Origin of the sequence: Aeromicrobium sp. CF4.19, assembly GCF_051262555.1 — a bacterium.
GTDB lineage: Bacteria > Actinomycetota > Actinomycetes > Propionibacteriales > Nocardioidaceae > Aeromicrobium.
On sequence record NZ_JBIMEU010000004.1, the window covers coordinates 306,075 to 329,415 of the forward strand.

At 71.7% G+C, this 23,341-nt stretch carries 21 protein-coding genes; 6 read left to right on the top strand and 15 right to left on the bottom strand.

Going from position 1 to position 23,341, the window contains the following annotated elements:
• Nucleotides 1-35: 35 nt before the first annotated feature.
• Together radA and disA are read left to right on the top strand one after the other, a co-directional pair.
• Nucleotides 36-1,421 carry a DNA repair protein RadA gene (radA, locus tag ACHAAC_RS11420; RefSeq protein WP_435716350.1) on the top strand — a complete coding sequence of 462 codons (1,386 nt, stop codon included), beginning with the start codon at nucleotides 36-38 and terminating at the stop codon, nucleotides 1,419-1,421.
• A gap of 38 nt (nucleotides 1,422-1,459) precedes the next feature.
• Nucleotides 1,460-2,527, top strand: coding sequence for a DNA integrity scanning diadenylate cyclase DisA (gene disA / locus ACHAAC_RS11425; RefSeq protein WP_435716351.1), 1,068 nt, complete (start codon nucleotides 1,460-1,462; stop codon nucleotides 2,525-2,527).
• Here disA and ACHAAC_RS11430 read toward each other — a convergent pair.
• Nucleotides 2,518-3,036, bottom strand: coding sequence for a phosphotransferase-like protein (locus tag ACHAAC_RS11430; RefSeq protein ID WP_435716352.1), 519 nt, complete (start codon nucleotides 3,034-3,036; stop codon nucleotides 2,518-2,520). The genes disA and ACHAAC_RS11430 overlap by 10 nt on opposite strands.
• Nucleotides 3,033-3,743: a hypothetical protein gene (locus ACHAAC_RS11435; protein ID WP_435716353.1), complete on the bottom strand. Its 711-nt coding sequence runs from the start codon at nucleotides 3,741-3,743 to the stop codon at nucleotides 3,033-3,035. The genes ACHAAC_RS11430 and ACHAAC_RS11435 overlap by 4 nt, the downstream gene beginning before the upstream one ends.
• A gap of 46 nt (nucleotides 3,744-3,789) precedes the next feature.
• Here ACHAAC_RS11435 and ACHAAC_RS11440 point away from each other — a divergent pair, with 46 nt between their 5' ends.
• Nucleotides 3,790-4,668, top strand: a complete 879-nt coding sequence (locus ACHAAC_RS11440; RefSeq protein WP_435716354.1) for an A/G-specific adenine glycosylase — start codon at nucleotides 3,790-3,792, stop codon at nucleotides 4,666-4,668.
• Nucleotides 4,669-4,693: 25 nt separating this feature from the next.
• Here the strand turns inward: ACHAAC_RS11440 and ACHAAC_RS11445 are convergent, their stop codons facing one another.
• The 5 genes from ACHAAC_RS11445 to lysS all read right to left on the bottom strand — a co-directional run bounded on the left by ACHAAC_RS11445 (nucleotide 4,694) and on the right by lysS (nucleotide 11,995).
• Nucleotides 4,694-6,349 (bottom strand): alpha/beta-hydrolase family protein, encoded by a 1,656-nt coding sequence (locus tag ACHAAC_RS11445; protein WP_435716355.1) that lies wholly within the window; start codon nucleotides 6,347-6,349, stop codon nucleotides 4,694-4,696.
• A gap of 71 nt (nucleotides 6,350-6,420) precedes the next feature.
• On the bottom strand, nucleotides 6,421-6,732 hold the full coding sequence (locus ACHAAC_RS11450) for a hypothetical protein (RefSeq protein ID WP_435716356.1): 312 nt from the start codon (nucleotides 6,730-6,732) through the stop codon (nucleotides 6,421-6,423).
• Nucleotides 6,733-6,804: 72 nt separating this feature from the next.
• Nucleotides 6,805-9,318 carry an ATP-dependent Clp protease ATP-binding subunit gene (locus ACHAAC_RS11455; protein WP_435716357.1) on the bottom strand — a complete coding sequence of 838 codons (2,514 nt, stop codon included), beginning with the start codon at nucleotides 9,316-9,318 and terminating at the stop codon, nucleotides 6,805-6,807.
• A 133-nt stretch (nucleotides 9,319-9,451) separates the two neighbouring features.
• The gene (locus ACHAAC_RS11460) at nucleotides 9,452-10,234 is read right to left on the bottom strand and encodes a hypothetical protein (protein ID WP_435716358.1); all 783 of its coding nucleotides are present in this window, start codon (nucleotides 10,232-10,234) and stop codon (nucleotides 9,452-9,454) included.
• Between the two features lie 255 nt (nucleotides 10,235-10,489).
• Nucleotides 10,490-11,995, bottom strand: a complete 1,506-nt coding sequence (lysS, locus tag ACHAAC_RS11465) for a lysine--tRNA ligase (protein WP_435716359.1) — start codon at nucleotides 11,993-11,995, stop codon at nucleotides 10,490-10,492.
• A 201-nt stretch (nucleotides 11,996-12,196) separates the two neighbouring features.
• On the opposite strand from lysS, the gene nhaA reads away from it, so the two are divergent.
• Entirely contained in the window at nucleotides 12,197-14,011 is a 1,815-nt protein-coding gene (gene nhaA, locus ACHAAC_RS11470; protein ID WP_435716360.1) for a Na+/H+ antiporter NhaA, read from the top strand.
• 130 nt (nucleotides 14,012-14,141) lie between these two features.
• Nucleotides 14,142-14,648, top strand: a complete 507-nt coding sequence (locus ACHAAC_RS11475; RefSeq protein ID WP_435716361.1) for an SRPBCC family protein — start codon at nucleotides 14,142-14,144, stop codon at nucleotides 14,646-14,648.
• 61 nt (nucleotides 14,649-14,709) lie between these two features.
• Here ACHAAC_RS11475 and ACHAAC_RS11480 read toward each other — a convergent pair whose 3' ends face one another.
• From ACHAAC_RS11480 to ACHAAC_RS11515, 8 genes are all read right to left on the bottom strand, one after another.
• Nucleotides 14,710-15,342, bottom strand: coding sequence for a response regulator (locus ACHAAC_RS11480; RefSeq protein WP_435716362.1), 633 nt, complete (start codon nucleotides 15,340-15,342; stop codon nucleotides 14,710-14,712).
• The gene (locus tag ACHAAC_RS11485; RefSeq protein ID WP_435716363.1) at nucleotides 15,339-16,637 is read right to left on the bottom strand and encodes a sensor histidine kinase; all 1,299 of its coding nucleotides are present in this window, start codon (nucleotides 16,635-16,637) and stop codon (nucleotides 15,339-15,341) included. Before ACHAAC_RS11485 ends, ACHAAC_RS11480 begins: the two co-directional genes overlap by 4 nt.
• 13 nt (nucleotides 16,638-16,650) lie before the next feature.
• A complete protein-coding gene (locus ACHAAC_RS11490; protein ID WP_435716364.1) occupies nucleotides 16,651-17,391 on the bottom strand; it encodes an ABC transporter permease in 741 nt (246 codons plus the stop codon).
• Nucleotides 17,392-17,393: 2 nt separating this feature from the next.
• Nucleotides 17,394-18,344, bottom strand: coding sequence for an ABC transporter ATP-binding protein (locus ACHAAC_RS11495; RefSeq protein WP_435716365.1), 951 nt, complete (start codon nucleotides 18,342-18,344; stop codon nucleotides 17,394-17,396).
• A gap of 82 nt (nucleotides 18,345-18,426) precedes the next feature.
• A complete protein-coding gene (locus ACHAAC_RS11500) occupies nucleotides 18,427-19,203 on the bottom strand; it encodes a type III pantothenate kinase (protein WP_435716366.1) in 777 nt (258 codons plus the stop codon).
• The gene (gene panD / locus ACHAAC_RS11505; RefSeq protein WP_435716367.1) at nucleotides 19,200-19,649 is read right to left on the bottom strand and encodes an aspartate 1-decarboxylase; all 450 of its coding nucleotides are present in this window, start codon (nucleotides 19,647-19,649) and stop codon (nucleotides 19,200-19,202) included. The genes ACHAAC_RS11500 and panD overlap by 4 nt, the downstream gene beginning before the upstream one ends.
• 2 nt (nucleotides 19,650-19,651) lie before the next feature.
• The gene (gene panC / locus ACHAAC_RS11510; RefSeq protein ID WP_435716368.1) at nucleotides 19,652-20,524 is read right to left on the bottom strand and encodes a pantoate--beta-alanine ligase; all 873 of its coding nucleotides are present in this window, start codon (nucleotides 20,522-20,524) and stop codon (nucleotides 19,652-19,654) included.
• Nucleotide 20,525: 1 nt separating this feature from the next.
• Nucleotides 20,526-21,467, bottom strand: coding sequence for a Rossmann-like and DUF2520 domain-containing protein (locus ACHAAC_RS11515; protein WP_435716369.1), 942 nt, complete (start codon nucleotides 21,465-21,467; stop codon nucleotides 20,526-20,528).
• Between the two features lie 127 nt (nucleotides 21,468-21,594).
• On the opposite strand from ACHAAC_RS11515, the gene ACHAAC_RS11520 reads away from it, so the two are divergent.
• Nucleotides 21,595-23,265: a DUF885 domain-containing protein gene (locus ACHAAC_RS11520; RefSeq protein WP_435716370.1), complete on the top strand. Its 1,671-nt coding sequence runs from the start codon at nucleotides 21,595-21,597 to the stop codon at nucleotides 23,263-23,265.
• Nucleotides 23,266-23,341 lie beyond the last annotated feature (76 nt).

Here is a 23,341-nt window from a genome sequence, read left to right on the forward strand (position 1 = left end):
GCCGGCGTGTCGGCCCCGACACCTAGGCTGGGGCCATGTCCGCGAAGACCAAGGCCGCCCGCCCCGTCTACGCGTGCGCGGAGTGCGGCTGGACCACCTCCAAGTGGGTCGGTCGCTGCGGGGAGTGCCAGGCCTGGGGCACCGTCGACGTCAAGGCCGCCGACCGCTCCACCGGCCGCACCGCCGCGGCGCCGGTCAGCACCAGGGCGCTGCCGATCACCGAGGTCACCGTCACCGACGCCGCGTCGGTGCCCTCGGGCATCGGCGAGCTCGATCGCGTCCTCGGTGGCGGGGTCGTCCCCGGTGGCGTGCTGCTGCTGGCGGGCGAGCCGGGCGTCGGCAAGTCGACGCTGCTGCTGGAGCTCGCCGCCCAGTGGGCCAGGCAGGGACGTCGCACGCTCTACGTCTCCGGCGAGGAGTCCGCAGCCCAGGTGCGACTGCGGGCCGAGCGCACCAACGCCGTGCACGAGGACCTCTACCTGGCCGCCGAGACCGACCTCGGCGCCCTGCTCACGCACGTGGAGCAGGTCGAGCCGAGCCTGCTGGTGGTCGACTCCGTGCAGACGATCGGCTCGGCCGACGTCGAGGGCGTCCCCGGGGGTGTCACGCAGGTGCGTGAGGTCGCCTCGGCGGTCATCCAGCGGGCCAAGAGCGCCAACATCGCCACGCTGCTCGTCGGGCACGTGACCAAGGACGGCTCGGTCGCCGGACCCCGTGTGCTGGAGCACCTCGTCGACGTCGTGCTGCAGTTCGAGGGTGATCGCACCTCGCGGCTGAGGCTGCTGCGCGCGGCCAAGAACCGCTTCGGACCGGTCGACGAGATCGGCTGCTTCGACCTCGCCGATGCCGGACTCGTGGAGGTGCCCGACCCCACCGGCCTGTTCGTCTCCCGGCACGAGTCCCCCGTCGCGGGGACGTGCCTCACGGTGACGATGGAGGGCCGTCGCCCCCTCCTGGCCGAGGTCCAGGCCCTCGCCGTCGGCACCAACGCGCCGTCCCCCCGGCGGACGTCCAGCGGCCTGGACGCCGCCCGCGTCGCGATGATCCTCGCCGTCCTCACCAAGCACTGCTCGATGGACTTCTCCAAGCACGACGTCTACTCCGCCTCCGTCGGCGGGGCGCGCCTGGTCGAGCCCGCCCTCGACCTCGCCGTCCTCGTCGCGGCAGCCACGGCACACTCCGACCGCGCCGTGCCCGCGGGGCTCGTGGTCCTGGGGGAGGTCGGGCTGGCGGGTGAGGTGCGCCCCGTGCGGCACCTCGCCGACCGGCTCCGTGAAGCAGCGCGGCTGGGCGTCACCCACGCCATCGTCCCCGCCCGGTCCGAGGTGGGCCAGACCCCTGCGTCGATGCAGGTCTGCGAGGTCGGCGACGTGGGAGCGGCGGTACGCGCCCTGCATGGGCTCGCGAGCAGCAACCGTTGACGGACGTGCCCTCGATCCCGCGCCCCTAGACTGTCGCCATGGCAGCCAAGAACGACCTGCGCTCGACGCTGGCGACCGTCGCCCCCGGCACCGACCTGCGCGAGGGCCTGGAACGGATCCTTCGCGGCCGCACCGGTGCACTGATCGTCGTCGGTCAGGACTCCCTCGTGGACTCCATCTCCTCCGGCGGCTTCGTGCTGGACGTGCCGTTCACCGCCACCGGCCTGCGGGAGCTCGCCAAGATGGACGGGGCGATCATCGTCGACGCGGGCATCGAGCGGATCCTGCGGGCCGGTGTCCACCTGATGCCGGACCCGACCATCCGTACCGAGGAGACGGGCACCCGGCACCGCACGGCCGATCGCGTCGCCCGCCAGACGGGGCTGCCGGTCATCTCGGTCTCGGCGTCGATGCACATCATCGCGCTCTACCTCGATGAGCACCGTCACGTCATGGAGGACGCCGGCGCGATCATCGGCCGGGCCAACCAGGCCATCGCGACGCTCGAGCGCTACCGACACCGCCTCGACGAGGTCACCGAGGCGCTCTCGGCGCTGGAGATCGAGGACCTCGTGACCGTCCGAGACGTCGCGGCGGTGGCCCAGCGCCTGGAGATGGTCAGCCGGATCGCGGCCGAGATCGAGACCTACGTCCTCGAGCTGGGCACGGACGGACGGCTGCTCGCCCTGCAGCTGGAGGAGCTGATCGGCGGCGTGGACTCCGACCGGGAGCTGCTCGTCCGCGACTACATGCCCGGAGGACGGCGCCGCCGGACGGTGGAGTCGCTGCTGGCCGACCTGGCGGCCATCGACTCCTCCGCGCTGGTGGAGCTCGGGGTCATGGCCCAGGCGATGCGTATCGGGGCGGACACCTCCCTGGACAGCCCACTGGCCCCCCGCGGCTACCGTCTGCTCTCACGGATCCCGCGCCTTCCCGGCACGGTCGTCGAGCGCATCATCACGCACTTCGGCACGCTGCAGAAGCTGCTCGGAGCCAGCGTCGACGACCTGCAGGCCGTGGACGGCGTCGGAGAGCTGCGCGCCCGTGGAGTCCGGGAAGGTCTGTCGCGCCTGGCCGAGTCGAGCATCCTCGAGCGCTACGTCTGACGTCGACTCCACGCCGCGAGGAGCCTCTGAGCGTTCTCCTCGGGGCTCTGCGTGCCGTCAAGCTCCAGGTCATAGCGCAGGAACGTGTGCACCGTGGCCAGGTCCTGTCGCGCATCGCCGACGCGGCGGTCACCACGAGCCCGCTCGCGTCGTTGCAGTTCCGGCAGCGGGACGTGCAACCCAACCCAGAAGACGTCCGCGCCGTCGAGGACGTCCACCAGGCGGTCACGCCCGGCCGTGTCCTCGACGATGTAGTCGCACAGGACATCGACACCGGCGTCCAGGAAGCCCCGCAGTCCACGCATGAAGCCGTCGACCACACGTGGTCGCAGCACCGACCAGTCGCGGGGGCGACCCGAGGCATCCCGCGCGAGGGCGTCGCCGAAGAAGACGGTGTCGAGGCTGTGGTGCAGGAATGCCCGCGGCAGTGTCGACTGGGCGGCGCGGCACAGGATGCTCTTGCCAGCGCTCGAGGCGCCGTTCACAAGGATCAGGGACCCGGTGCTCACGCGTCGTCCGCGGTGTCCTCGGGCTCGGGCTCCTCGTCGCCTTCGGGCTCGTCCTTCGGCTCCGGCTTCTTCTCGGCCGGCTTCTCGGCCAGCCGGAAGGTGGTCTTGCCGGGCTCGCCGCCGAGGGTGCCGATGCGCAGTGCGTACTTGCCCGGCGAGGCCCACCCCTCGTCCTTGGCGCACACCGGTCCGGAGCCTCGGCCCGACCATGTCGCCGTCGCGACCGTCGACCACCGCGGGCTGAGGGCCACCGGATCATCGATGAGAGCGGCGGTCGTGCACACCTCGGAGTCCCAGACCGCCGTGTCGCCGACGGCGACGAGGGCGGCGACGTCGCCCGCCTTCGGCGTGAAGGTGCAGGGCTTGCTGGCCGTCGTGGAGATCACGAGCTGGATGGTCACCGTCGCCTCGACCGTCTGGTCCGGCGGCACCTGGGGCGACATCCGAATCGACTCCGGGTCGCAGGCCTCCTCGCCCGTCGCCAGCGTGACGGTCGTGTCGTCCGGGGTCCCGGTCTCCTCCTCCTGCGCGGCCGGGGTCGGCTCCTGTGACGCAGGGGCGGTGGCGCTGGCACGGGGGGCGGGGGCCTCGGACTCGCCCCCTGCCGGCCACAGCGTGATCGTGCCCCACGCGAGAGCCAGGACACCGGCCAGGACGAGGAAACGCCGGCGCCAGTACACCTCGGCTGGCAGACGTCGGGGGCTCACCCTCCCACGCTAGCCGGGCGCGCGCCCCGACTAGGCTCGACGCGCCATGACCGCCCCCTCGACCGACACCGTCGCTCGTCTGCACGAGGACGTGCTGGCCTGGTTCGAGCAGTCCGCCCGCGACCTGCCCTGGCGCGGTGTGGACGATGCCTGGGCCGTCCTGGTCTCCGAGCTGATGCTGCAGCAGACGCCCGTCTCCCGGGTGCTCCCGGTGTTCGAGGCCTGGATGCGGCGATGGCCCACCCCGGCGGACCTCGCGGCCGAGCCGTCGGGCGAGGCCGTGCGTGCGTGGGGGCGCCTGGGGTACCCGCGGCGCGCGCAGCGCCTGCACGCGGCGGCCGTCGCCATCACGCAGGACCACGGCGGACGCGTCCCCGACGACCACGCGGAGCTGCTGGCCCTGCCCGGCGTGGGCGAGTACACCGCCGCAGCCGTCGCCTCCTTCGCGTTCGGCCAGCGGCACGTCGTCATGGACACCAACGTCCGCCGGGTGCTGGCCCGCGTGTTGGAAGGCGTGCAGCATCCCGCGCGATCGGTGACGGCGGCCGAGCGGCAACTCGCCACGGCCGTGCTTCCCGACCACGACGCGCATCGTTGGGCGGCCGGGACGATGGAGCTCGGCGCCCTGGTCTGCACGGCCCGGTCGCCACGATGCGATGCGTGCCCCGTGGCGTGGGCGTGCCGGTGGCGGGCAGCCGGGTATCCCGAGCACGACGGCCCCCCACGTCGGGGCCAAGCCTGGGCGGGCACCGATCGGCAGTGCCGGGGCCGGCTCATGGCCGTCCTGCGGGAGGCCGACGGGCCGCTGCCCAAGGCCGCGCTCGACGCGGCGTGGGACGAGGAGGTCCAACGGGAACGCTGCCTCGACGGCCTCCTCGACGAGGGCCTGGTCACCGTCCACCGCGACGGGACGTTCACCCTGTAGGGCCGTTCCCGGGGTCGTCGGCCGGTCAGTGGAAGCCGTCGGCGAGGGCATCGAGGTGCTCTCGCAGGGCGTCGAGGCGGGCAGCATCCCAGCCCGGCGGATCGAGCGTCTCGTGCCAGGCCACCAGGGGCAGCGTCCCGTACCGGTGGCCCAGCCCCTCCCCGAAGGCCGTGCCGACGGCCTGGTCGGCACTCACCTGCAGGAAGGTGGTGACCGGTCGCCAGGAGAGCGTGGACTTCACGCGGGGGTCCAGTGGCTCCTCCAGCCAGTCCGGCCGGCTCCACGCCAGCGAGGGCTCCCACCACACGATGGGGTCGTCGGCGTACTGCAGGAAGGCATGCGTCCCCGGCGTGCCCGACAGCTCGGTGTCCCGCCCGGCGAAGACCACCTCCGGCAGCGTCGCGACCGTCGGCCGGATCTCCAGGGATCCCGGCTCGCGACGTCGCTCGGCCTCGCGCCGCAGGTCCGACATCGGGGGCGTGCCCACCCAGACGGCCCCGTCGGTGCGACGAACCATGTCGTCGAGGTTGGCGAAGGCGCCCGTCCCGCCGTAGGACCCCAGGCTCTCCCCCGCGACGAGCAGCTGCGGTCGGCGCTCCCGGGGCATCGACTCCAAGCGACTGGACACGGCGGTGAGCAGGGCAGCAGCGCTCTCGACCGCGGCCGTCTGCTCCGACAGGTAGGCGACGGGGCTCGGCAGGTGGGAGTACTGCATCGCCACCGTGGCCGTGTCTCCCGCATGGAAGTACTCCACCGGCTGCACGATCTGCTCGTTGACCCAGCCGGTGCCGGTGGGCGTGACCAGCAGGAGGACCTCGCGGTCGAAGCCGCCGGTGCGTTCCAGCTCGCGCACCGCGAGGTCGGCGCGGGCGGTGTAGGAGTCCGCGGAGGCGCGGCCGACGAACACCCGCACGGGGTCCGCGACGTCGGTCCCTGCGTACCGCTCCAGGGCGGCCGGGTCGGGAGCGCGGGCGATGAACCGCCGACCCTCGCGCCCGAGCGACCACCAGCTCAGCGCCGAGTCCTCCCCGCCGGAGAGCAGCGGCGAGGTCGGCGCAGCGGGCTCGTCATCACCCACGTCCGCGTCCGCGCTCTCGCGGGTGGCGTTGATGCCGTCCATGAACCGTGAGTACGCCACCTCGTTGACCGCCAGGGTGACGACGAGCGCGGTGAGCACCACGCTCACCCCGCCCCCGACCGACCACGGGACCAGCCGCGAGACGCCCCAGAAGATCCGCCCGTACACCAGGCGACAGCCCCAGGTCAGCAGGGCACCCGCGACGAGGACCCCGAGCACCACCACGACCACCCCGGCGTACAGGAACCGGTCCGTGTCGTCGTAGCCGAGCGTCTGCCACTCGGCCTGCCGACCGGGCAGGCTCAGCAGCAGCAGGACCGGCACGGCCGCGACCCCGACCCATCCGGTGACCCGCCTGACCTTGACGAGCCGGTCACGATGCAGCGGCCCCAGGACGCCGGTGGCCCGCAGCAGACGACCCGGCAGGCACCCGAGGAGGTAGACCACCAGCACGCTGACACCACTGATGACGCCCTGCCAGACCCACGAGCGCGGCAGCAACGACGGCGTGAGGGACTGCTGGTACGCCACGAGGGCCAGCACGATGCCCACCGTGCTGCGCCGGGTCCAGAACTCGCTCACCGCACGGGCGACCCTCGTCACGGCCCGATCGTAGTACCGGCGTGGTCCACGCTCGAGGGATCGACGCCGCCGGACCCGGCGGCGACACGGTCTCAGGGACCGGGCGTGCCGGGCTCCGTGCCACGTCGTCGCCCCACGACCAGGGCGACGACGGCGGTCACCAAGCCGGCTAGCACCAGCAGCGCGCCGACGATCCGGAATGGCTTGGGCGAGCTGTTGTGCTCGGAGATCTCCTCCCAGCTCTCCTGGGAGATGTTGCAGTCCTTCTCCTCGTCCACGAAGCCCGAGGACGGGACGTCGTCAGGGACGCACTCCGACTCCGGCGGGCCCGGCTGCAGCACGATGGACAGGGCTCCGAGCACCACGAGGGCAGCGGCGACGGCGAGCAGCAGGTTCTTCTTCACCAGGTGATCGAACCACAGACGTGACGAGGCCGGGACCCGATGTCGGGTCCCGGCCTCGTCATGGTCGGCGAGCTACTCGCCTGAGCCTGCCTCGACCGCGAGCGGGTCGGTGCCCTCGGTGAGCTCGAGGTCGGCCTTGGGCGTGCCCTTGAAGGTGAAGTACGCCTCCTTGCCCTCGCCCTCGACGTCCACGAGCACGATCTCGCCGGGGCGAACCTCGCCGAAGAGCATCTTCTCGGCCAGCGTGTCCTCGATCTCGCGCTGGACGGTGCGCCGCAGCGGGCGTGCACCGAGCACGGGGTCGAAGCCACGCTTGGCGAGCAGTCCCTTGGCCGCGGGCGTGAGCTCGATGCCCATGTCCTTGTCCTTGAGGCGGGACTCCAGCGAGCTGATCATCAGGTCGACCATCTCGACGATCTCGTCCTGCGTGAGCGGCGGGAACACCACGATCTCGTCGACACGGTTGAGGAACTCCGGGCGGAAGTGCTGCTTGAGGTCCTCGGAGACCTTGGCCTTCATCTTCTCGTAGGACCCCGCGACGTCGTCGGCCTGGCTGAAGCCGAGGTTGACGCCCTTGGAGATGTCCCGGGTGCCGAGGTTGGTCGTCATGATGATGACGGTGTTCTTGAAGTCGATCACCCGGCCCTGGGCGTCGGTGAGCCGACCTTCCTCCAGGATCTGCAACAGGGAGTTGAAGATGTCGGGGTGGGCCTTCTCGATCTCGTCGAACAGCACGACGCTGAAGGGCTTGCGCCGCACCTTCTCGGTGAGCTGGCCGCCCTCCTCGTAGCCGACGTAGCCGGGAGGAGAGCCGAACAGCCGCGAGACAGTGTGCTTCTCGCTGTACTCGCTCATGTCGAGCTGGATGAGCGCGTCGTCCTCGCCGAACAGGAAGTTGGCGAGAGTCTTGGAGAGCCACGTCTTGCCGACGCCGGACGGGCCGGCGAAGATGAACGACCCGCCGGGACGGCGCGGATCCTTCAGGCCGGCGCGCGTGCGCCGGATGGCCCGGCTGAGCGCCTTGATGGCCTCGTTCTGACCGATGACCCGCTTGCTGAGCTCGGCCTCCATGTTGAGCAGGCGGCCGGACTCCTCCTCGCTGAGCTTGACGATCGGGATGCCGGTGGCCAGGGCGAGGACCTCGGCGATGAGCTCCTCGTCCACGACGGCCACGACGTCCATGTCGCCGGCGCGCCACTGCTTCTCACGCTCGGCCTTGGCCAGGATGAGCTTCTTCTCCTCGTCGCGCAGCGAGGCGGCGGCCTCGAAGTCCTGCGCGTCGATGGCACCCTCCTTGCGGCGGCGGACGTCGGCGATCTTCTCGTCGAACTCCTTGAGGTCCGGCGGAGCCGTCATCCGTCGGATGCGCAGCCTGGAGCCGGCCTCGTCGACGAGGTCGATGGCCTTGTCCGGCAGGAAGCGGTCCGAGACGTAGCGATCGGCGAGCGTCGCCGCGGCGACCAGGGCGTCGTCGGTGATCGTGACGCGGTGGTGCGCCTCGTAGCGGTCGCGCAGGCCCTTGAGCATCTCGATCGTGTGGGCGATCGAGGGCTCGGGCACCTGGATGGGCTGGAAGCGGCGCTCGAGGGCGGCGTCCTTCTCGAAGTGCTTGCGGTACTCATCGAGCGTCGTGGCACCGATGGTCTGCAGCTCGCCGCGGGCCAGCATCGGCTTGAGGATGCTGGCGGCGTCGATCGCGCCCTCGGCGGCACCCGCACCCACCAGGGTGTGGATCTCGTCGATGAACAGGACGATGTCGCCGCGGGTGCGGATCTCCTTGAGGACCTTCTTCAGGCGCTCCTCGAAGTCGCCGCGGTAGCGCGAGCCGGCCACGAGCGCGCCGAGGTCGAGCGTGTAGATGTGCTTGTCCTTGAGCGTCTCGGGGACGTCGCCCTTGACGATGTCCTGGGCCAGGCCCTCCACCACGGTCGTCTTGCCGACGCCGGGCTCGCCGATGAGCACGGGGTTGTTCTTGGTGCGTCGGCTCAGGACCTGCATGACCCGTTCGATCTGCGCCTCGCGGCCGATGACCGGGTCGAGCTTGCCCTCGCGTGCGGCCTGGGTGAGGTTGCGGCCGAACTGGTCCAGGACGGCCGACGTGCTGGGCTGGCTCTCCGCAGGCGCACCGGAGGTCTCGGCCTCCTTGCCCTGGAAGCCGCTGACCAGCTGGATGACCTGCTGGCGCACGCGGTTCAGGTCCGCGCCGAGCTTGACGAGCACCTGGGCGGCGACGCCCTCGCCCTCGCGGATCAGGCCGAGCAGGATGTGCTCGGTGCCGATGTAGTTGTGGCCGAGCTGCAGCGCCTCGCGCAGGCTGAGCTCGAGGACCTTCTTGGCGCGCGGCGTGAACGGGATGTGCCCGCTGGGCGCCTGCTGGCCCTGGCCGATGATGTCCTCGACCTGGCCGCGGACGGCCTCCAGGGAGATGTCCAGGCTCTCGAGCGCCTTCGCAGCGACGCCCTCGCCCTCGTGGATCAGGCCGAGGAGGATGTGCTCGGTGCCGATGTAGTTGTGGCTGAGCATGCGCGCCTCTTCTTGGGCGAGCACGACGACGCGCCGGGCGCGGTCGGTGAACCTCTCGAACATGGGGCCCCCTTGATCGGGTGTGTTCTCTTCAGTCTAGATGCGGGGCGGTCGTTGCACTCGCGGCGCCCACATCTGATCCAACTGGACGGCACCCTGTGCTGTTCCGGTGTTCACCCTGGGCGTAATGCGACCGTCAGGTCGATGCCGCCGCCGGGCGTCGTCCCGACAGGTTCAGGGTGGCTGCGGAGCCGACCAGGACGACCGCCGAGATCGACGCGACGACGACCACCGTCGTGGTGCCGTTGGTCGCGCCCGTGACCGTGATGCCGACGAGCGCCCACGTCCCCGCAGCGGCGAAGGCGGGGACGCCCCGCGCGGCGACGGTCAGGACGAGCAGGACCACGACGGCCACCACGAGCACGGCGACCTGCCACGGGAGGTCGCTGGCCTCGACGGCACCGAGGTCGACCAGGGCGGTCGAGACGTTGAGGAAGAACGCGGCGGTCACCCAGCCGGCGTAGAGGCCGACGGCGCCGCGGGTGAGGGAGGCGAACCAGTCCCGCGCCATCGGTGTCCTCCCCACGGTCAGGACGCCGACGACGGCAGCCAGCAGCATGAGCAAGAGCGCCGCAGCCGTGGACGTGCTGCTGTCCAGGGCGGCCAGCACGATCCAGAGCGCACCGCCCAGGTAGAGCGCGAGCTGGGCGACCTGGAGCCGACGCGGGACGCCCTCGGTCCCGCGCACCAGCACGGCCACCGCCTGTGCGATGGCGAGCGTGTAGATGACGCCCCAGATGGAGAACGCCCACCCGACCGGGGTGATCAGCAGCTCGGGCCCCGACCCTCCGCCCGGCGAGCTGCCCGGGCCGTTGATGGTGACGACGGGTGCCACCACCTGCAGGACCGAGGCCGCGAGCACCGCCCAGGCCAGGGGCCGCGTGCCCTGCTGCTGTGCTCGGAACATCGTCGGCGTCATGCTGCGAACGTACCCAAGAGCCGAAGGCTCACTCGTCCTTGCGTCGGCCGTCACGAAGGGCGGTGAGTCAGTGGTCCTAACGGGACCGGGGCGGTGAGTCGGTGGTCCTACCGGGACCGGGGCGGTGAGCAGGTGGTCTTCTGACACGCCATTCCACGACCAGGTCACCGCCCGCGGGGGCGAGGGGCGCGGGGGCGAAGGGGCGGGGCGGGGGGATCTGGCCCTCTGCGGCCGCGCGACGTCTGCCGGCGTCGCTCAGGCCTCGCGGCGGCTGAGCGGGAAGAGGATCGCCTCGCGGATGCCGATGCCCTGCAGCAGCATGACGAGCCGGTCCACTCCCAGGCCCATGCCGCCCGCGGGGGGCATGCCGAACTCCAGCGCTCGCAGGAAGTCCTCGTCGACGTCCATGGCCTCGGGGTCGCCCGCCGCTGCGAGGCGAGCCTGCTCCTCCAGCCGCTCGCGCTGGACGACCGGGTCGTTGAGCTCGGAGTAGGCCGGCGCCAGCTCGACTCCGTTGATGATGAGGTCCCACGCCTCCACCAGCCCGGGCGTCGTGCGGTGCTTCTTCGCCAGTGGCCGCACCGCCTCCGGGTAGTCGCACACGAAGGTCGGCGCCAGCAGGGTGTGCTCGACGAGCTTCTCGAACAGCTCCAGCACCACCTCGCCCTCGGCCCAGTGGTCACGGAGCGCGACGTCGTGACGCTCGGCCAGAGCCGTCAGCTCGGAGAGCGGCGTGTCGACGGTGACCGTCGTGCCCACGGCCTCGCTCACCAGCTCGTGCACCGTCGCTCGGCGCCACGGCTGCTCCAGGTCGATGTCCGTCCCGTCGCGGCCGGGCACCACCGTCCTGCCGACGGCGCGCGCGGCGTCGAGGACGAGGTCGCGGACGAGGTCGGCCATCGTGTCGTAGGAGCCGTAGGCCTCGTAGACCTCCAGCATCATGAACTCGGGGTTGTGGGTGTTGTCGACGCCCTCGTTGCGGAAGGTCTTGCCGATCTCGTAGACCCGGTCGATGCCACCGACGAGGGCTCGCTTGAGGTGCAGCTCGATGGCGATGCGCAGCAGCGCACCCTCGTCGAACGCGTTGACGTGGGTGCTGAACGGACGGGCCGCGGCGCCGCCGTTGGTGTGCTGCAGGACGGGCGTCTCGACCTCGACGTAGTCGCGCTCGTCCAGCGTGCGTCGCAGGGACTGCAGGACCTTGGCCTTGACGCGGACGTTCTCCCGCGCCTGCGGCCGGACGATGAGGTCGACGTAGCGCAGCCGGGCACGGGCCTCGTCGGAGAGCGGGTTGTGCTCGTTGGGCAGCGGGCGCAGCGTCTTGGCGGCGAGCTGCCACGAGGACGCGAGGACGCTGAGCTCGCCGCGCCGTGAGGTGATGACCTCGCCGGTGACCGCCAGGTGGTCGCCGATGTCGACCTGCGCCTTCAGGGCCTCCAGGGACTCCTGCCCGACGCCGTCGAGCGAGACCATCGCCTGCAGCGTCGTGCCGTCGCCCTCGCGCAGGGCGACGAAGACGAGCTTGCCCTGCCCGCGACGGAAGATGACGCGACCGGCCACCGTGACGACGTCACCGCTGTGGTGGTCCGGGCCGAGCGCCTCGGCGTCGTAGGCGTCGACGACGGCTCGCAGGGTGTGGGTCCGACCGACCTCGACCGGGTACGGCTCCGCACCGGAGTCGATGATCTGCTGACGCTTCTCCCGACGGATGCGCAGCTGCTCGGGCAGGTCGTCCTCGGGGGTCTCGCGCTCGGTGGTCACGTCACCATTCTTCCAACCCTGCCGAGCGGCGTCGCCACCAGTGCCGTATCGGTGTGCCGCGACCAAGGAACGGCCCGCCGCGCTGTGGACTGACGATGACAACACCCGTTGCGGACCTGACCGGAATATTCGCGGTCCCCCACACGGTTGGTCCTCCTGGACGGCCTTCCGCCGCACACCGACCTACGCGAGGATGCTGCCGTGGACGACCAGGGAATCCGTCGCGGGCGGCTGCGAGGAGCGCTCGCGGGCGCCGAGACCGAGCAGGCCGGAGCGTTGCTGCTGCTCGCCGCCACCCTCGCCGCCATCCTGTGGGCCAACCTGGGGTCCGGCTACGACGCGTTCTGGGCCACCGAGACCCGCATCGGCGTCGGCGACTGGAGCATGGGCCTCGACCTCTACCACCTGGTCAACGACGCGCTGATGGCGTTCTTCTTCTTCGCCGTGGGACTGGAGGTCAAGCGTGAGCTGACCATCGGGGAGCTGACGGACCGGTCGCGGGCGGTGGTGCCCGCAGCCGCCGCCGTGGCCGGCCTCGTGGTCCCCGCCCTGATCTTCCTGCTGGTCGCGCGTGACTCCGGACAGGCCCAGGCCTGGGGCGTCGTCATCTCCACGGACACCGCGTTCCTCGTCGGCGCGCTCGCGGTCATCCGCCCGGCCCACCCCTCACGGCTGCGCATCTTCCTGCTGACGCTCGCCGTCGTCGACGACATCGGCGCCCTCGGTGCCATCGCGATCTTCTACACCGACGACCTGCGGGTCACGCCGCTCATGGTCGCCCTCGCGGCCCTGGTCCTCATCGCGCTGGTCCGGATGCTGCCGTACGGCCGCGGGCCCCTGTACGCCGGTCTCGCGGTCGTCGTGTGGTTCGGGCTGCACGAGGCGGGCGTCCACGCCACGCTGGCGGGCGTCGCCGTGGCGCTGATCATCCCGGTGGCCGAGCCTCGACGGGGCGACGTCGAGCGCGTCGTCGAGCTCACGCGCGTCTTCCGGCAGTCCCCCAACCCGCGCTACGCCGCCGCGGCCGGGCGCCAGCTGCGCGAGTCGATCTCCATCAACGAACGGCTGCAGCAGTCCTTCGCCCCCTACATCGCGTTCGCCATCCTGCCCGTCTTCGCGCTGGCCAACGCCGGCGTCGTCCTCGACGCCGAGACCCTGGAGCGCGCGGCTGCGTCCTCGCTGACCTGGGGCATCATCGCCGGGCTGGCCGGCGGCAAGGTCGTGGGCATCACGCTGGCCACGATCGCCGTGCAGCGCAGCGGGGTGGGGGTCCTCGCCCCGGGGCTCACCATCGGGCGGGTCGCCGGCGGTGCGGCGCTCTCGGGCATCGGCTTCACCATCTCCCTGCTCATCGTCGGCATCGCGATCGACGATCCGGCCGCCCAGGACGAGGCGCGGGTCGGCGTGCTGGCGGCCTCCGTGCTGTCGTTCGCCATCGGCTGGCTGGTCCTGTCGGCACTCGACCGCCGACGTCCTGTCACGCCGCCTGGCAGGACCCTGCTGCGACCGTTCGACCCCTCGCGCGACCACTTCAAGGGACGAGGCGACGCTCCGCTCGTCCTCGTGGAGTACGGCGACTTCGAGTGCTCCTTCTGCAGCCGGGCCACGGGCTCCATCGACGAGGTGCGCGCACACTTCGGCGACGAGCTGGTGTGGGGCTGGCGGCACCTCCCGCTGGAGGGCGTGCACCCGCACTCAGAGCTCGCCGCCAAGGCGGCCGAGGCCGCGTACCTGCAGGACCGCCTGTTCGACTACGTCGCGGTGCTGTGGGCCCACCAGGATCAGCTGGAGCGGCTCGACCTGTTGCGCTACGCCGACGAGCTGGGGCTGGACCTCGACCGCTTCGAGGAGGACATGGACTCCGAGCGCGTCGACCGGCGCGTCCGGGACGACCTCGACGACGCCGACCTGATGGACGTCAGCGGCACACCCACGTTCTTCGTCAACGGCATCCGCCACGAGGGGCAGTTCGACGCACGGACGCTCATCGCCGCTCTCGAGGCCACCCGCCCCTGACGCTCGCGAGTCACTCCCGAGCCGTCGTGAGTCAGTCGGACCGACTCGCGGTCGGGTGGGAGTGACTCGCGGGGCCGCCGGAGTGACTCGCGAGGGCTTCCCGGGTGGCCGAGTACGGCAGACTCGCTCCGTGAGCCAGCGCAACGAACGTCCGATGCAGGTCAGCGACGACGTGATCGTCGCCGCGGAGCCGGAGGTCGTCTTCGCGGAGGTGGCCGACCCCTCCCAGATGGGACGGTGGAGCCCGGAGAACCGCGGTGCCACCATCGCGACGGCCGGCGGCCCTGCGCCCGTCGGCACGGTGTTCGTCGGACAGAACAAGCGCGGCCGGGCGCGCTGGTCCACCCAGTGCGTCGTCACGGCCTCCGAGCCCGGGCGCCGCTTCACCTTCGACGTCCGGCGCATCGGGGTGGGCCGCTTCCTGGTGCCGGCCGCCATCGCCTCCTGGGAGTACACCTTCGAGCCGGTCGAGGGCGGCACCCGGGTCACCGAGACCTGGCGGGACAACCGGCACTGGTCCGACGCCCGGGCAGCACGATTCGACCGCATCGTGACGGGCGGGAGGCTCTTCCACGAGTTCCAGGCCCGCAACATCCGTCGCACGCTCGACCGCCTAGCGGCCGACCTGGAGGTCTGAGCCGGCCGATCGCCCTGACCGACGTCGCCCGGTTCTCGGCCGATCAGACACCGATCACGAGTCACCCTCGGCCCAGGAGGCCCCGCTCGTAGGCCACGGCCACCGCGGCGGCTCGGTCCTTCACGCCGAGCTTGTCGTAGGCGTGGGCGAGGTGCGTCTTGACCGTCGCCTCGCTGACGAAGAGCGAGGCGGCGATCTCCCGGTTGGACCTGCCCTTGGCCACGAGCGCGAGGATCTCCTGCTCGCGACCGCTGAGTGCATCGGAGCTCGACCGCACCCGGGACACGACGCGCGTCGCCACCGCGGGCGACAGCACCGACTCCCCCGCGGCCGCGGCCCTGATCGCCGAGAACAGCTCGTCCCTCGGGGCGTCCTTGAGCAGGTAGCCCGTCGCACCGGCGTCGAGCGCGGCCATGATGTCCCGGTCGGTGTCGTAGGTCGTGAGCACCAGCACGTGCGCGCGGGCGCCGCGGCGACCGAGCTCGGCGATCGCCTCCACCCCGCTGCCGCCGGCCATCCGCAGGTCCATCAGGACGACGTCGGGATCGAGGGAGCCGACCAGCCGCACCGCCTCCACGCCGTCGGCCGCCTCGCCCACGACGTGGAAGTCGTCCGAGGCCTCGCACATTCCCCGCAGCCCGTCGCGCACCACCGGGTGGTCGTCGACGAGCAGCAGCCTGACCGGCCCGCTCATGTGCCACCGCCGGGCGAGACGACCGGGACCCGGAGGGAAACTGCCGTTCCCTGCCCGGGCTCGGACTCCACGACGAGCTCACCGGCCACCCGAGCGGCGCGCGTGCTCATCCCCGGGATGCCGAAGCCGCTGGTCCCGTTCGGACGAGTGTTCGAGGGGTCGAACCCGGAGCCGTCGTCGCGCACGTCGAGCAGGAGCTCACCGTCCAGAAACGAGACGGTGACGCCCACGCGACCCGCATCGGCATGCCTGGCGACGTTGGTCAGGGCCTCCTGGGCGATGCGGACGACGGCCGCCTCCACGTGCTGGTGCAGCAGGGCGGGGTCACCCGTCACCAGCAGCTCGGCACGGGTCTCCTGGTCGGCCACGAAGTCCTCCACGACGATCTGCAGCGCACGTTCCAGACCGGCCCCCTCCAGCGACGACGGCACAAGCCCCTGCACCGACCGTCGCGCTTCTCCGAGGGCGGACCGGGCCAGGTCCGCGGCACGCCGACGGTGGGCACGGGCTGCCCTGGCGTCGGGAGCGTCGTCGGCCGCCTGCAGCTGGGTGACGATGCCGGTGAGGCCCTGCGCGATGGTGTCGTGGATCTCCAGGGCCAGTCGCTCCCGCTCCTCGTGGATGCCGGACTCCCGTGCCTGCACGAGCAGCTCCTCCTGCAACCGGGCGTTCTCGTCGAGGGCGTCCTGCAGGCGGGTGTTGGCGTGCTCGAGCTCGACGATGGTGGCGTCGCGCCGGGCCGCCTCGTCCTCCTCCTGCAGGGTCATGGCCCCGAACAGCGCGACGAGTCCGGCGTTGAGCACGAACAACCCGGCGAAGGCGAGGGCCTGGGTGGTGTCCTGGGGCGGGAAGCCCCCGGACTGAGACCCGGCCATCGTGATCGCGACCGGGATGGTCGCCGGGACGATCCAGCGTCGCGGAACGTAGGAGCCAGCGTCGAAGTAGCCGACGGTCGCGAACACCGCGAAGAACGGGTTCAGCCAGGCCAGCACGAAGGCGATCGCTGTACGGACGCTGAAGTAGAGCGCGCCCCCGACACCACTCATCGGGCGGCCCCAACGTCGTTCGACCCACAGGAGGTGCAGGACCAGTGCGGCGCCCGACAGCGCCACGCACCAGGCGAATCGACCCCAGTCGCCGAAGAGTGGCGCGGAGATGGCACCGAGCGCGAGCGCGAGCGCGAGCAGGACGACGGGCCCGCGACGCTGGACGATGCCCCACGTCCGGCTGGTCGACGTCGCGACTGCCCCGCCCGCGTCGACGGCTCCGGAATCGTCGGTCACGCTGTCGCCCACCGGTCGGCTCCTCTCACTCCCACCGGAAGTATCGCGCAGCGACGGCGCCGGTGACGACCGCCCAGGCGGCCACCACGAGCACGTGCGTGACGGAGGGCCAGTCGCCCTGGGCCGTGGCATCGAGGGCGAGAGCCGCGGCTCCGAAGGGCGTCCACGCGACGATGTCGGCGAGCAGGCCCGGCATCGCCGACACCGGGAGCCAGAGACCAGCGGTGAACATGAGCGGGAAGAGCAGCACCGTACCCAGGGTCGTGGCGAGCTTGGCAGTGGGCGCCAGGCCGCTGATCAGCCCACCGATCGCGAGGCTTGCCGCCAGCACCAGCAGCATCACGAGCGTGAAGCCGGCCAGGTTCTCCGGCAGGTCGACGTCGAAGGCGACGACCGCCACCACGATGGCCAGGACGCTGCCGAGCAGGGCCGCCACCCCGTGCAGGACGTACTGGGCCAGGAGCAGGTCTCGCGGCCGGGCCGGGGTGGTGGACAGCCGGCGCAGCACGCGTTGCTCGCGGTACGCCGCCACCACCGTCGGCATCGTGGCGATCGCCGCGAACAGCATGGCGACCAGCGGCATGATCGAGACGTACAGCGAGATCACCGAGCCCCCGGTGACCTCGTCGACCTCGCGGAAGTCGGGGATCAGGCCGAGGATGCCGAGCAGGAGCGGCGGGAAGAGGACGATCCAGAACAAGGCCGCCGGTTCCCTCGTGAAGAGCCGGAACTCGGTGCGCAGCACGGTGATGGTGGTGGAGGTCATGATCAGGACACCTCGGCTTCTGTGTCGTCCAGGGATGCGGCGTCCTCGGGCTCGCCGGTGGCGGTGAGGTCCAGGAAGGCGTTGTCGAGCGTGGAGTCCTCGACCCGCAGCCGGGTGGGCTCGACGCCACGCGCCCGCAGCAGCTCCAGGACCTGCAGGACCGCAGGATCGGTGAGGTTCAGCTCGACCCTGTCGCCCTCACGGGCTCGCACGTCGCTGACGCCCTCGATGAGGGTGAGTGCGTCCGGGGGCACCGGCGAGGACGGCGTGAAGCTCATGGTCGTGGGGGCCCCGGTCTGGCCGATGATGTCGCGCGGGGTGCCCTCCGCGACGATGCGGCCCTCGGAGATGAGGACGAGCCGGTCGCACAGGTGCTGGGCCTCCTCCATGAAGTGCGTGACGAGGACGACCGTCGCTCCACCGTCGCGCGCCTCCTCCACGACCTCCCACACGCCGCGGCGCGATCGCGGGTCCAGGCCGGTCGTGAGCTCGTCGAGCAACGCGATGCGGGGGCGGCCCACGAGCGCGAGGGCGACGGCGAGGCGCTGCTTCTGGCCGCCGGAGAGGTCGTCGTAGCGGTCGTCGAGCTTGGCACCGATGCCGAGCCGCTCGGCCAGGGCGACGCCGTCGACCGGTGCGGCATGGAACGAGGCGTACAGCGCGAGCGCCTCCCGGACGGTCAGCTTGGCCTGCAGTCCTGCCTGCTGCAGCTGGACACCGACGAACGACGTCAACGCGCGCCGGTCGGCGACGGGATCCAGCCCGTCCACCCGGACGGAGCCCGCGTCCGGGCGCCGCAGGCCGGCGATGCACTCCACGGTCGTCGTCTTCCCGGACCCGTTCGGTCCGAGGACCCCGATCACCTCACCTTCGGCGACGTCCAGGGACAGGTGGTCCACCGCGACGGTGGAGCCGTAGGTCTTGCGCAGGTCGCGCACCTCGATGACTGGCATGTCCCCAGCCTCGGCCACGCGGTCCGCGCCCGGCATCCACCGATCGGCTGGACTTCGCGCCCGATCGGTCAGCGCCCGATGCTCAGTGGTTCTTCTCGTGGACCAGGCGCAGACCGCTGAGGGTGAGCCATGGGTCCCGGGCGGTGACGGTGGAGCAGTGGTCGAGGATGACGTCGGCGTAGGACCCGGTGGCGATGACGGCGACGTCCTCCGTCGCGACTCCGAGCGACGCGATGGCCCGGTGGACGATGCCGTCGACCAGTCCCGCGAAGCCGAAGACCGCTCCGGCCTGCACCGCCTCCACGGTGTTCTTGCCGATCACGTCGCGCGGCTCGGCCAGCTCGACCGCCCGCAGCTGGGCACCCCGGCGGGCGAGGGCGTCCAGTGACAGCTCGACGGCCGGGGCGATGGCTCCGCCGAGGTAGCGATTCCGCTCGTCGACGACGTCGAAGATCGTGGCCGTGCCGTTCATGTCCACCACGATCGCCGGGCCGCCGTAGAGCTCGGCCGCCGCGAGCGCGTTGACGATCCGATCGGCACCGACCTCACGAGGGTTGTCGGTGTGGATGGCCACGCCGGTCTTGACCCCGGGGCCGACGACCGAGACCGGGACCCCGCTGAAGTAGCGCTCCAGCATGGCGCGCAGCTCCAGCTGGATCGACGGGACGGTGCAGCACATGGCCACCGCATCGACGACCCCGAGCTCGGCGGATCGCACGAACCCGAGCGCCAGCAGGTACCACTCGTCCGCGGTCCTCGCCGGATCGGAGGAGACCGTCCAGTGCTCGAGGAGCTTCTCGCCCTCGAACACCCCGATCACCGACCGGCTGTTGCCGACATCGAGCGTCAGGAGGCTCACGGCCCGGTCACGGCCAGCGGGTTCACCGTGAGGTCCCCGCGCACGAGGTCGGACTCCTGCGCCATGCCCGGCAGCACCTCGGCCGGGTCAGACCCCGAGCCGATGATGGTGTTGTGACGGTCCACGAAGACGACCCGCGGCGAGAACTCGCGAGCCTCCTCATCGGCCATCTGGCCGTAGGCGATGAGGATGACGAGGTCGCCGGGGTGCACGAGTCGGGCGGCGGCACCGTTGATCCCGATGACGCCAGAGCCGCGCTCGCCAGCGATCGTGTAGGTCTGCAGGCGAGCGCCGTTGTCGATGTCGACGATGTGCACGAGCTCGCCGGGCAGCAGGTTCGCGGCATCGAGCAGGTCCTCGTCGACAGTCACGGACCCGACGTAGTGCAGGTCCGCCTGGGTGACGGTCGCTCGGTGGATCTTGGACGTCATCATGGTGCGCAGCATGGTCAGGCTCCTTCGCCGGCGGGACGGTTCTCGAGAGGGTGGGGGTCGACGGGGTGCGGGACGAGGCCGACGTTGTCAAGGAGACGCGGAGTGCCGACGCGCGCGGCGACGAGCAGCCTGGCCTCCTGCCCCGGCACGGGTGCACCGAGGTCGGAGTCGGTGAGGGTGAGGTAGTCGGGGGCGACACCGTCGGCGTCGAGCACGGCGCGGGCAGCAGTCAGGACGGCCTCGACGCCGTCCGGGGCTGCGGCCACGCCAGCGGACAGGGCTCGCGACAGCACCGCTGCACGCTGCCGCTCCTCGGGGCCGAGGTAGACGTTGCGCGAGCTCATGGCCAGGCCGTCGGCCTCGCGGACGATCGGGCAGCCCTCCACCTGCACGCCCAGATGGAGCTCGCTCGCCATCTGCCGGATCAGGACCAGCTGCTGGTAGTCCTTCTCGCCGAAGACCGCGACGTCGGGCCTGACGAGCCCGAACAGCTTGGCCACGACCGTCAGCACGCCGCGGAAGTGCGTCGGTCGCCGCTCACCCTCGAGCACCTGACCGAGCGGGCCCGGGTCGACGGTGACCGTGGCGCCCGGTCCGGCGGGATACACGGTCTCGACGTCCGGCGCGAGGACGACGTCCACCCCGGCCTCGTCGCACCGCTCGAGGTCGGCGTCCATCGTGCGGGGGTAGGCGTCGAAGTCCTCGCCGGGGGCGAACTGCGTGGGATTCACGAAGATGGAGGCCACGAGGGTGTCCGCGAGCGCCCGTGCGTGCTTCATGAGCTGCACGTGGCCGTCGTGCAGGGCTCCCATGGTGGGCACGAGCGCCACGGTCCCCCCGCTGCGGAGCGCGGCGAGATCGGCGGACGTGCGGACGACGACCGGCACGTCAGCCCTGGGCCGTCTGGGGGGCCGTCTGGGGGGCCGTCTGGGGAGCGGACCCTGCCCGGCCGACGGGCGCCTCGGTCGCCGTGGCCTCACGCACGGCGTCGGCCGTCGACGCGTCGAGACGGCCGTCGGCCTCGGCCCGCTCCGCAGTGGCCCGGGCCAGGGCGACGTAGGAGTCCCGCGTCGCGCGCGGGGCGGTGGTGAGGGCCTCGACGTGCGCCCGGACGGTGGTGACGTCCCCGCGGGCCACCGGTCCGGTGAGCGCTGCGTCGCCGAGCTCGAGCACGTTGGCCAGGGCGGCCTCGAGAAGGGGGCGCAGGACGTCGGCGGCCTGCTCGCCCGTGGTCGGTCCACCGACGCCACGCAGCAGCTCCAGCGACTGGGAGACGAGCGTCACCAGGTGGTTGGCGCCGTGGGCGAGGGCTGCGTGGTACTGCGCGCGGTCGTCCTCGTCGACCCACAGGGCCGTCCCACCGAGGGTGCGGACCAGGTCGGCGACGACGTCACGCTCGCCGTCGCCGGCCGTGAGCCCCCAGACGCACGTGCGGTCCAGGTCGGCGGGGCCCCCGGTGAACGTCATGGCCGGGTGCAGCGCCACGGGGCGTGCGCCCTGCCGGGTGAGCGCCTCCAGTGCCCCGAGGCCGTGACGACCACTGGTGTGTGCCACGACGGTCCCCGGACGCACGGCACCGGCGCCAGCGAGCTCCTCGGCAACTGCGACGAGAGCGTCGTCGGGGACGGCCAGCACGAGCACGTCGCACGTCGCCGCGACCTGCGCCGGGGAGAGCACGTCGACACCGGGCAGCATGGTCGCGGCCCGCAGTCGCGAGGAGGTCGAACGGGAGCTCACCCCGACGATGTGATGGCCGGCGGAACGCAGTCGGGCGCCGATGACGGTGCCGACGCGGCCGGCTCCGACGACGCCCACGGTGGGACGCTGCATGGTGGTTGCCTCTCGTTCCAGTCCCGCGAGCGGGTACCAGACAATGTGACGTCTTCACTGTATCTCGACCGCGCACCCCGCAGGACGCCGAGTGCCTCACCTCACACTCCGCGCGTAGGGTCGAAGCATGGGGAGCGAACCGACGGAGCTGGACCGCCTGAGCGACCAGTGGATCGAGACGATGCTGGAGCTCGGTCCGGAGCTGCACGTCGAGCTCGGACGGCCCGGACGCGAGGGGGAGTACTCCGACTTCTCCCCCGACGGTCACTCCGCCGCGGCCGGAGCCGCGCAGTCGATGCTGGCGCGGGTCGACGCGACGTCGGCGGTCGATCCCGACGACGCCGTGACCCGCAGCGAGCTCCTGCGCGTGCTGGGGCTGGCCGTCGAGCAGCACGATGCAGGGCTCTGGCGACGCGACCTCAACGTCATCGCGTCACCTCCGCAGCACATGCGCGACATCTTCGACCTCATGCCCACCGACACCGACGAGCACTGGCAGGCCGTCGCGACGCGGCTGGCCAACCTGCCGGCCGCGATGGACGGCTACGTCACCTCCCTGCGCTCAGGCGTGTCCGCCGGGGACACGCCGGCGATCCGGCAGGTGCAGGAGGTGGCCGAGCAGGCACGCCGCCTCACCGGTGACACGTCCTTCTTTGCCTCGCTCGTGGCCCGCGCCGACGGCCGGCCGGCGTCGCTGCGACGCGACCTCAGCCGAGGAGCCACGCTCGCCCGCGAGGCCCACGCTCACCTCGTCGACGTCCTGCTCACCGAGGTGGCTCCGGCGGCACGCACCGAGGACGCCGTGGGACGCGACCACTACGCCTTGGCGTCGCGCGGGTTCATCGGCGCGACCGTGGACCTGGACGAGACCTATGAGTGGGGTCTGGACGAGCTCGCCCGCATGGTGGCCGAGCAGGAGGCCGTCGCCGAGCAGATCGCCCCCGGGGCCGGGGTCGCCGGCGCCATCGCGGCGCTCGATGCCGCCGACACCCACGCGCTGCACGGGACCGAGGCACTCCAGCGGTGGATGCAGGAGACGAGCGACCGCGCCATCGCCGAGCTGTCCGGAACGTTCGACATCCCCGAGGAGCTGCGGCGCCTCGAGTGCTGCATCGCGCCCACGCAGGAGGGCGGCATCTACTACACGGCGCCGAGCGAGGACTTCTCCCGCCCCGGTCGGATGTGGTGGAGCGTCCCGGAGGGCATCACGCGGTTCGACACGTGGCGCGAGCTCACGACCGTCTACCACGAGGGCGTGCCGGGCCACCACCTCCAGCTGGGGACGGCGATCCACCCCGACGCCGGCCTCAACGCATGGCGCGCGCTCAACTGGAACTCCGGTCACGGTGAGGGCTGGGCCCTGTACGCGGAGCGGCTGATGGCCGACCTCGGCTACCTCGACGACCCGGCGGACCGCCTGGGCATGCTGGACGGACAGCGCATGCGCGCGGCTCGCGTCGTGCTGGACATCGGCGTCCACCTCGGCAAGCCGCACCCCGACGGCGACGGCCCGTGGACCGGCGAGCGCGCCTTCGAGTTCATGGGGCGGCACGTCTCGATGAACGCCCCGTTCGTGCGCTTCGAGGTGCTGCGCTATCTCGGCTGGGCCGGCCAGGCCCCGTCCTACAAGGTCGGCCAGCGCATCTGGGAGCAGCTGCGCGACGCGTGGGTCGCCCGGCACGGGACCGACCTTCGGGAGTTCCACCGTCGGGCCCTGGCGCACGGCAGCATCGGGCTGGAGACGCTGCGCGACACCTTGCTCCCCGACCCCGGAGTGCACCAGGATTCGAGGCACTGACCTGCTGAGTGTGTCCCCCGCTCGCAGAGCTCGCGGGAGGTACCCCCAGTCTCCGACCCAGATCTGCCCGATTCGG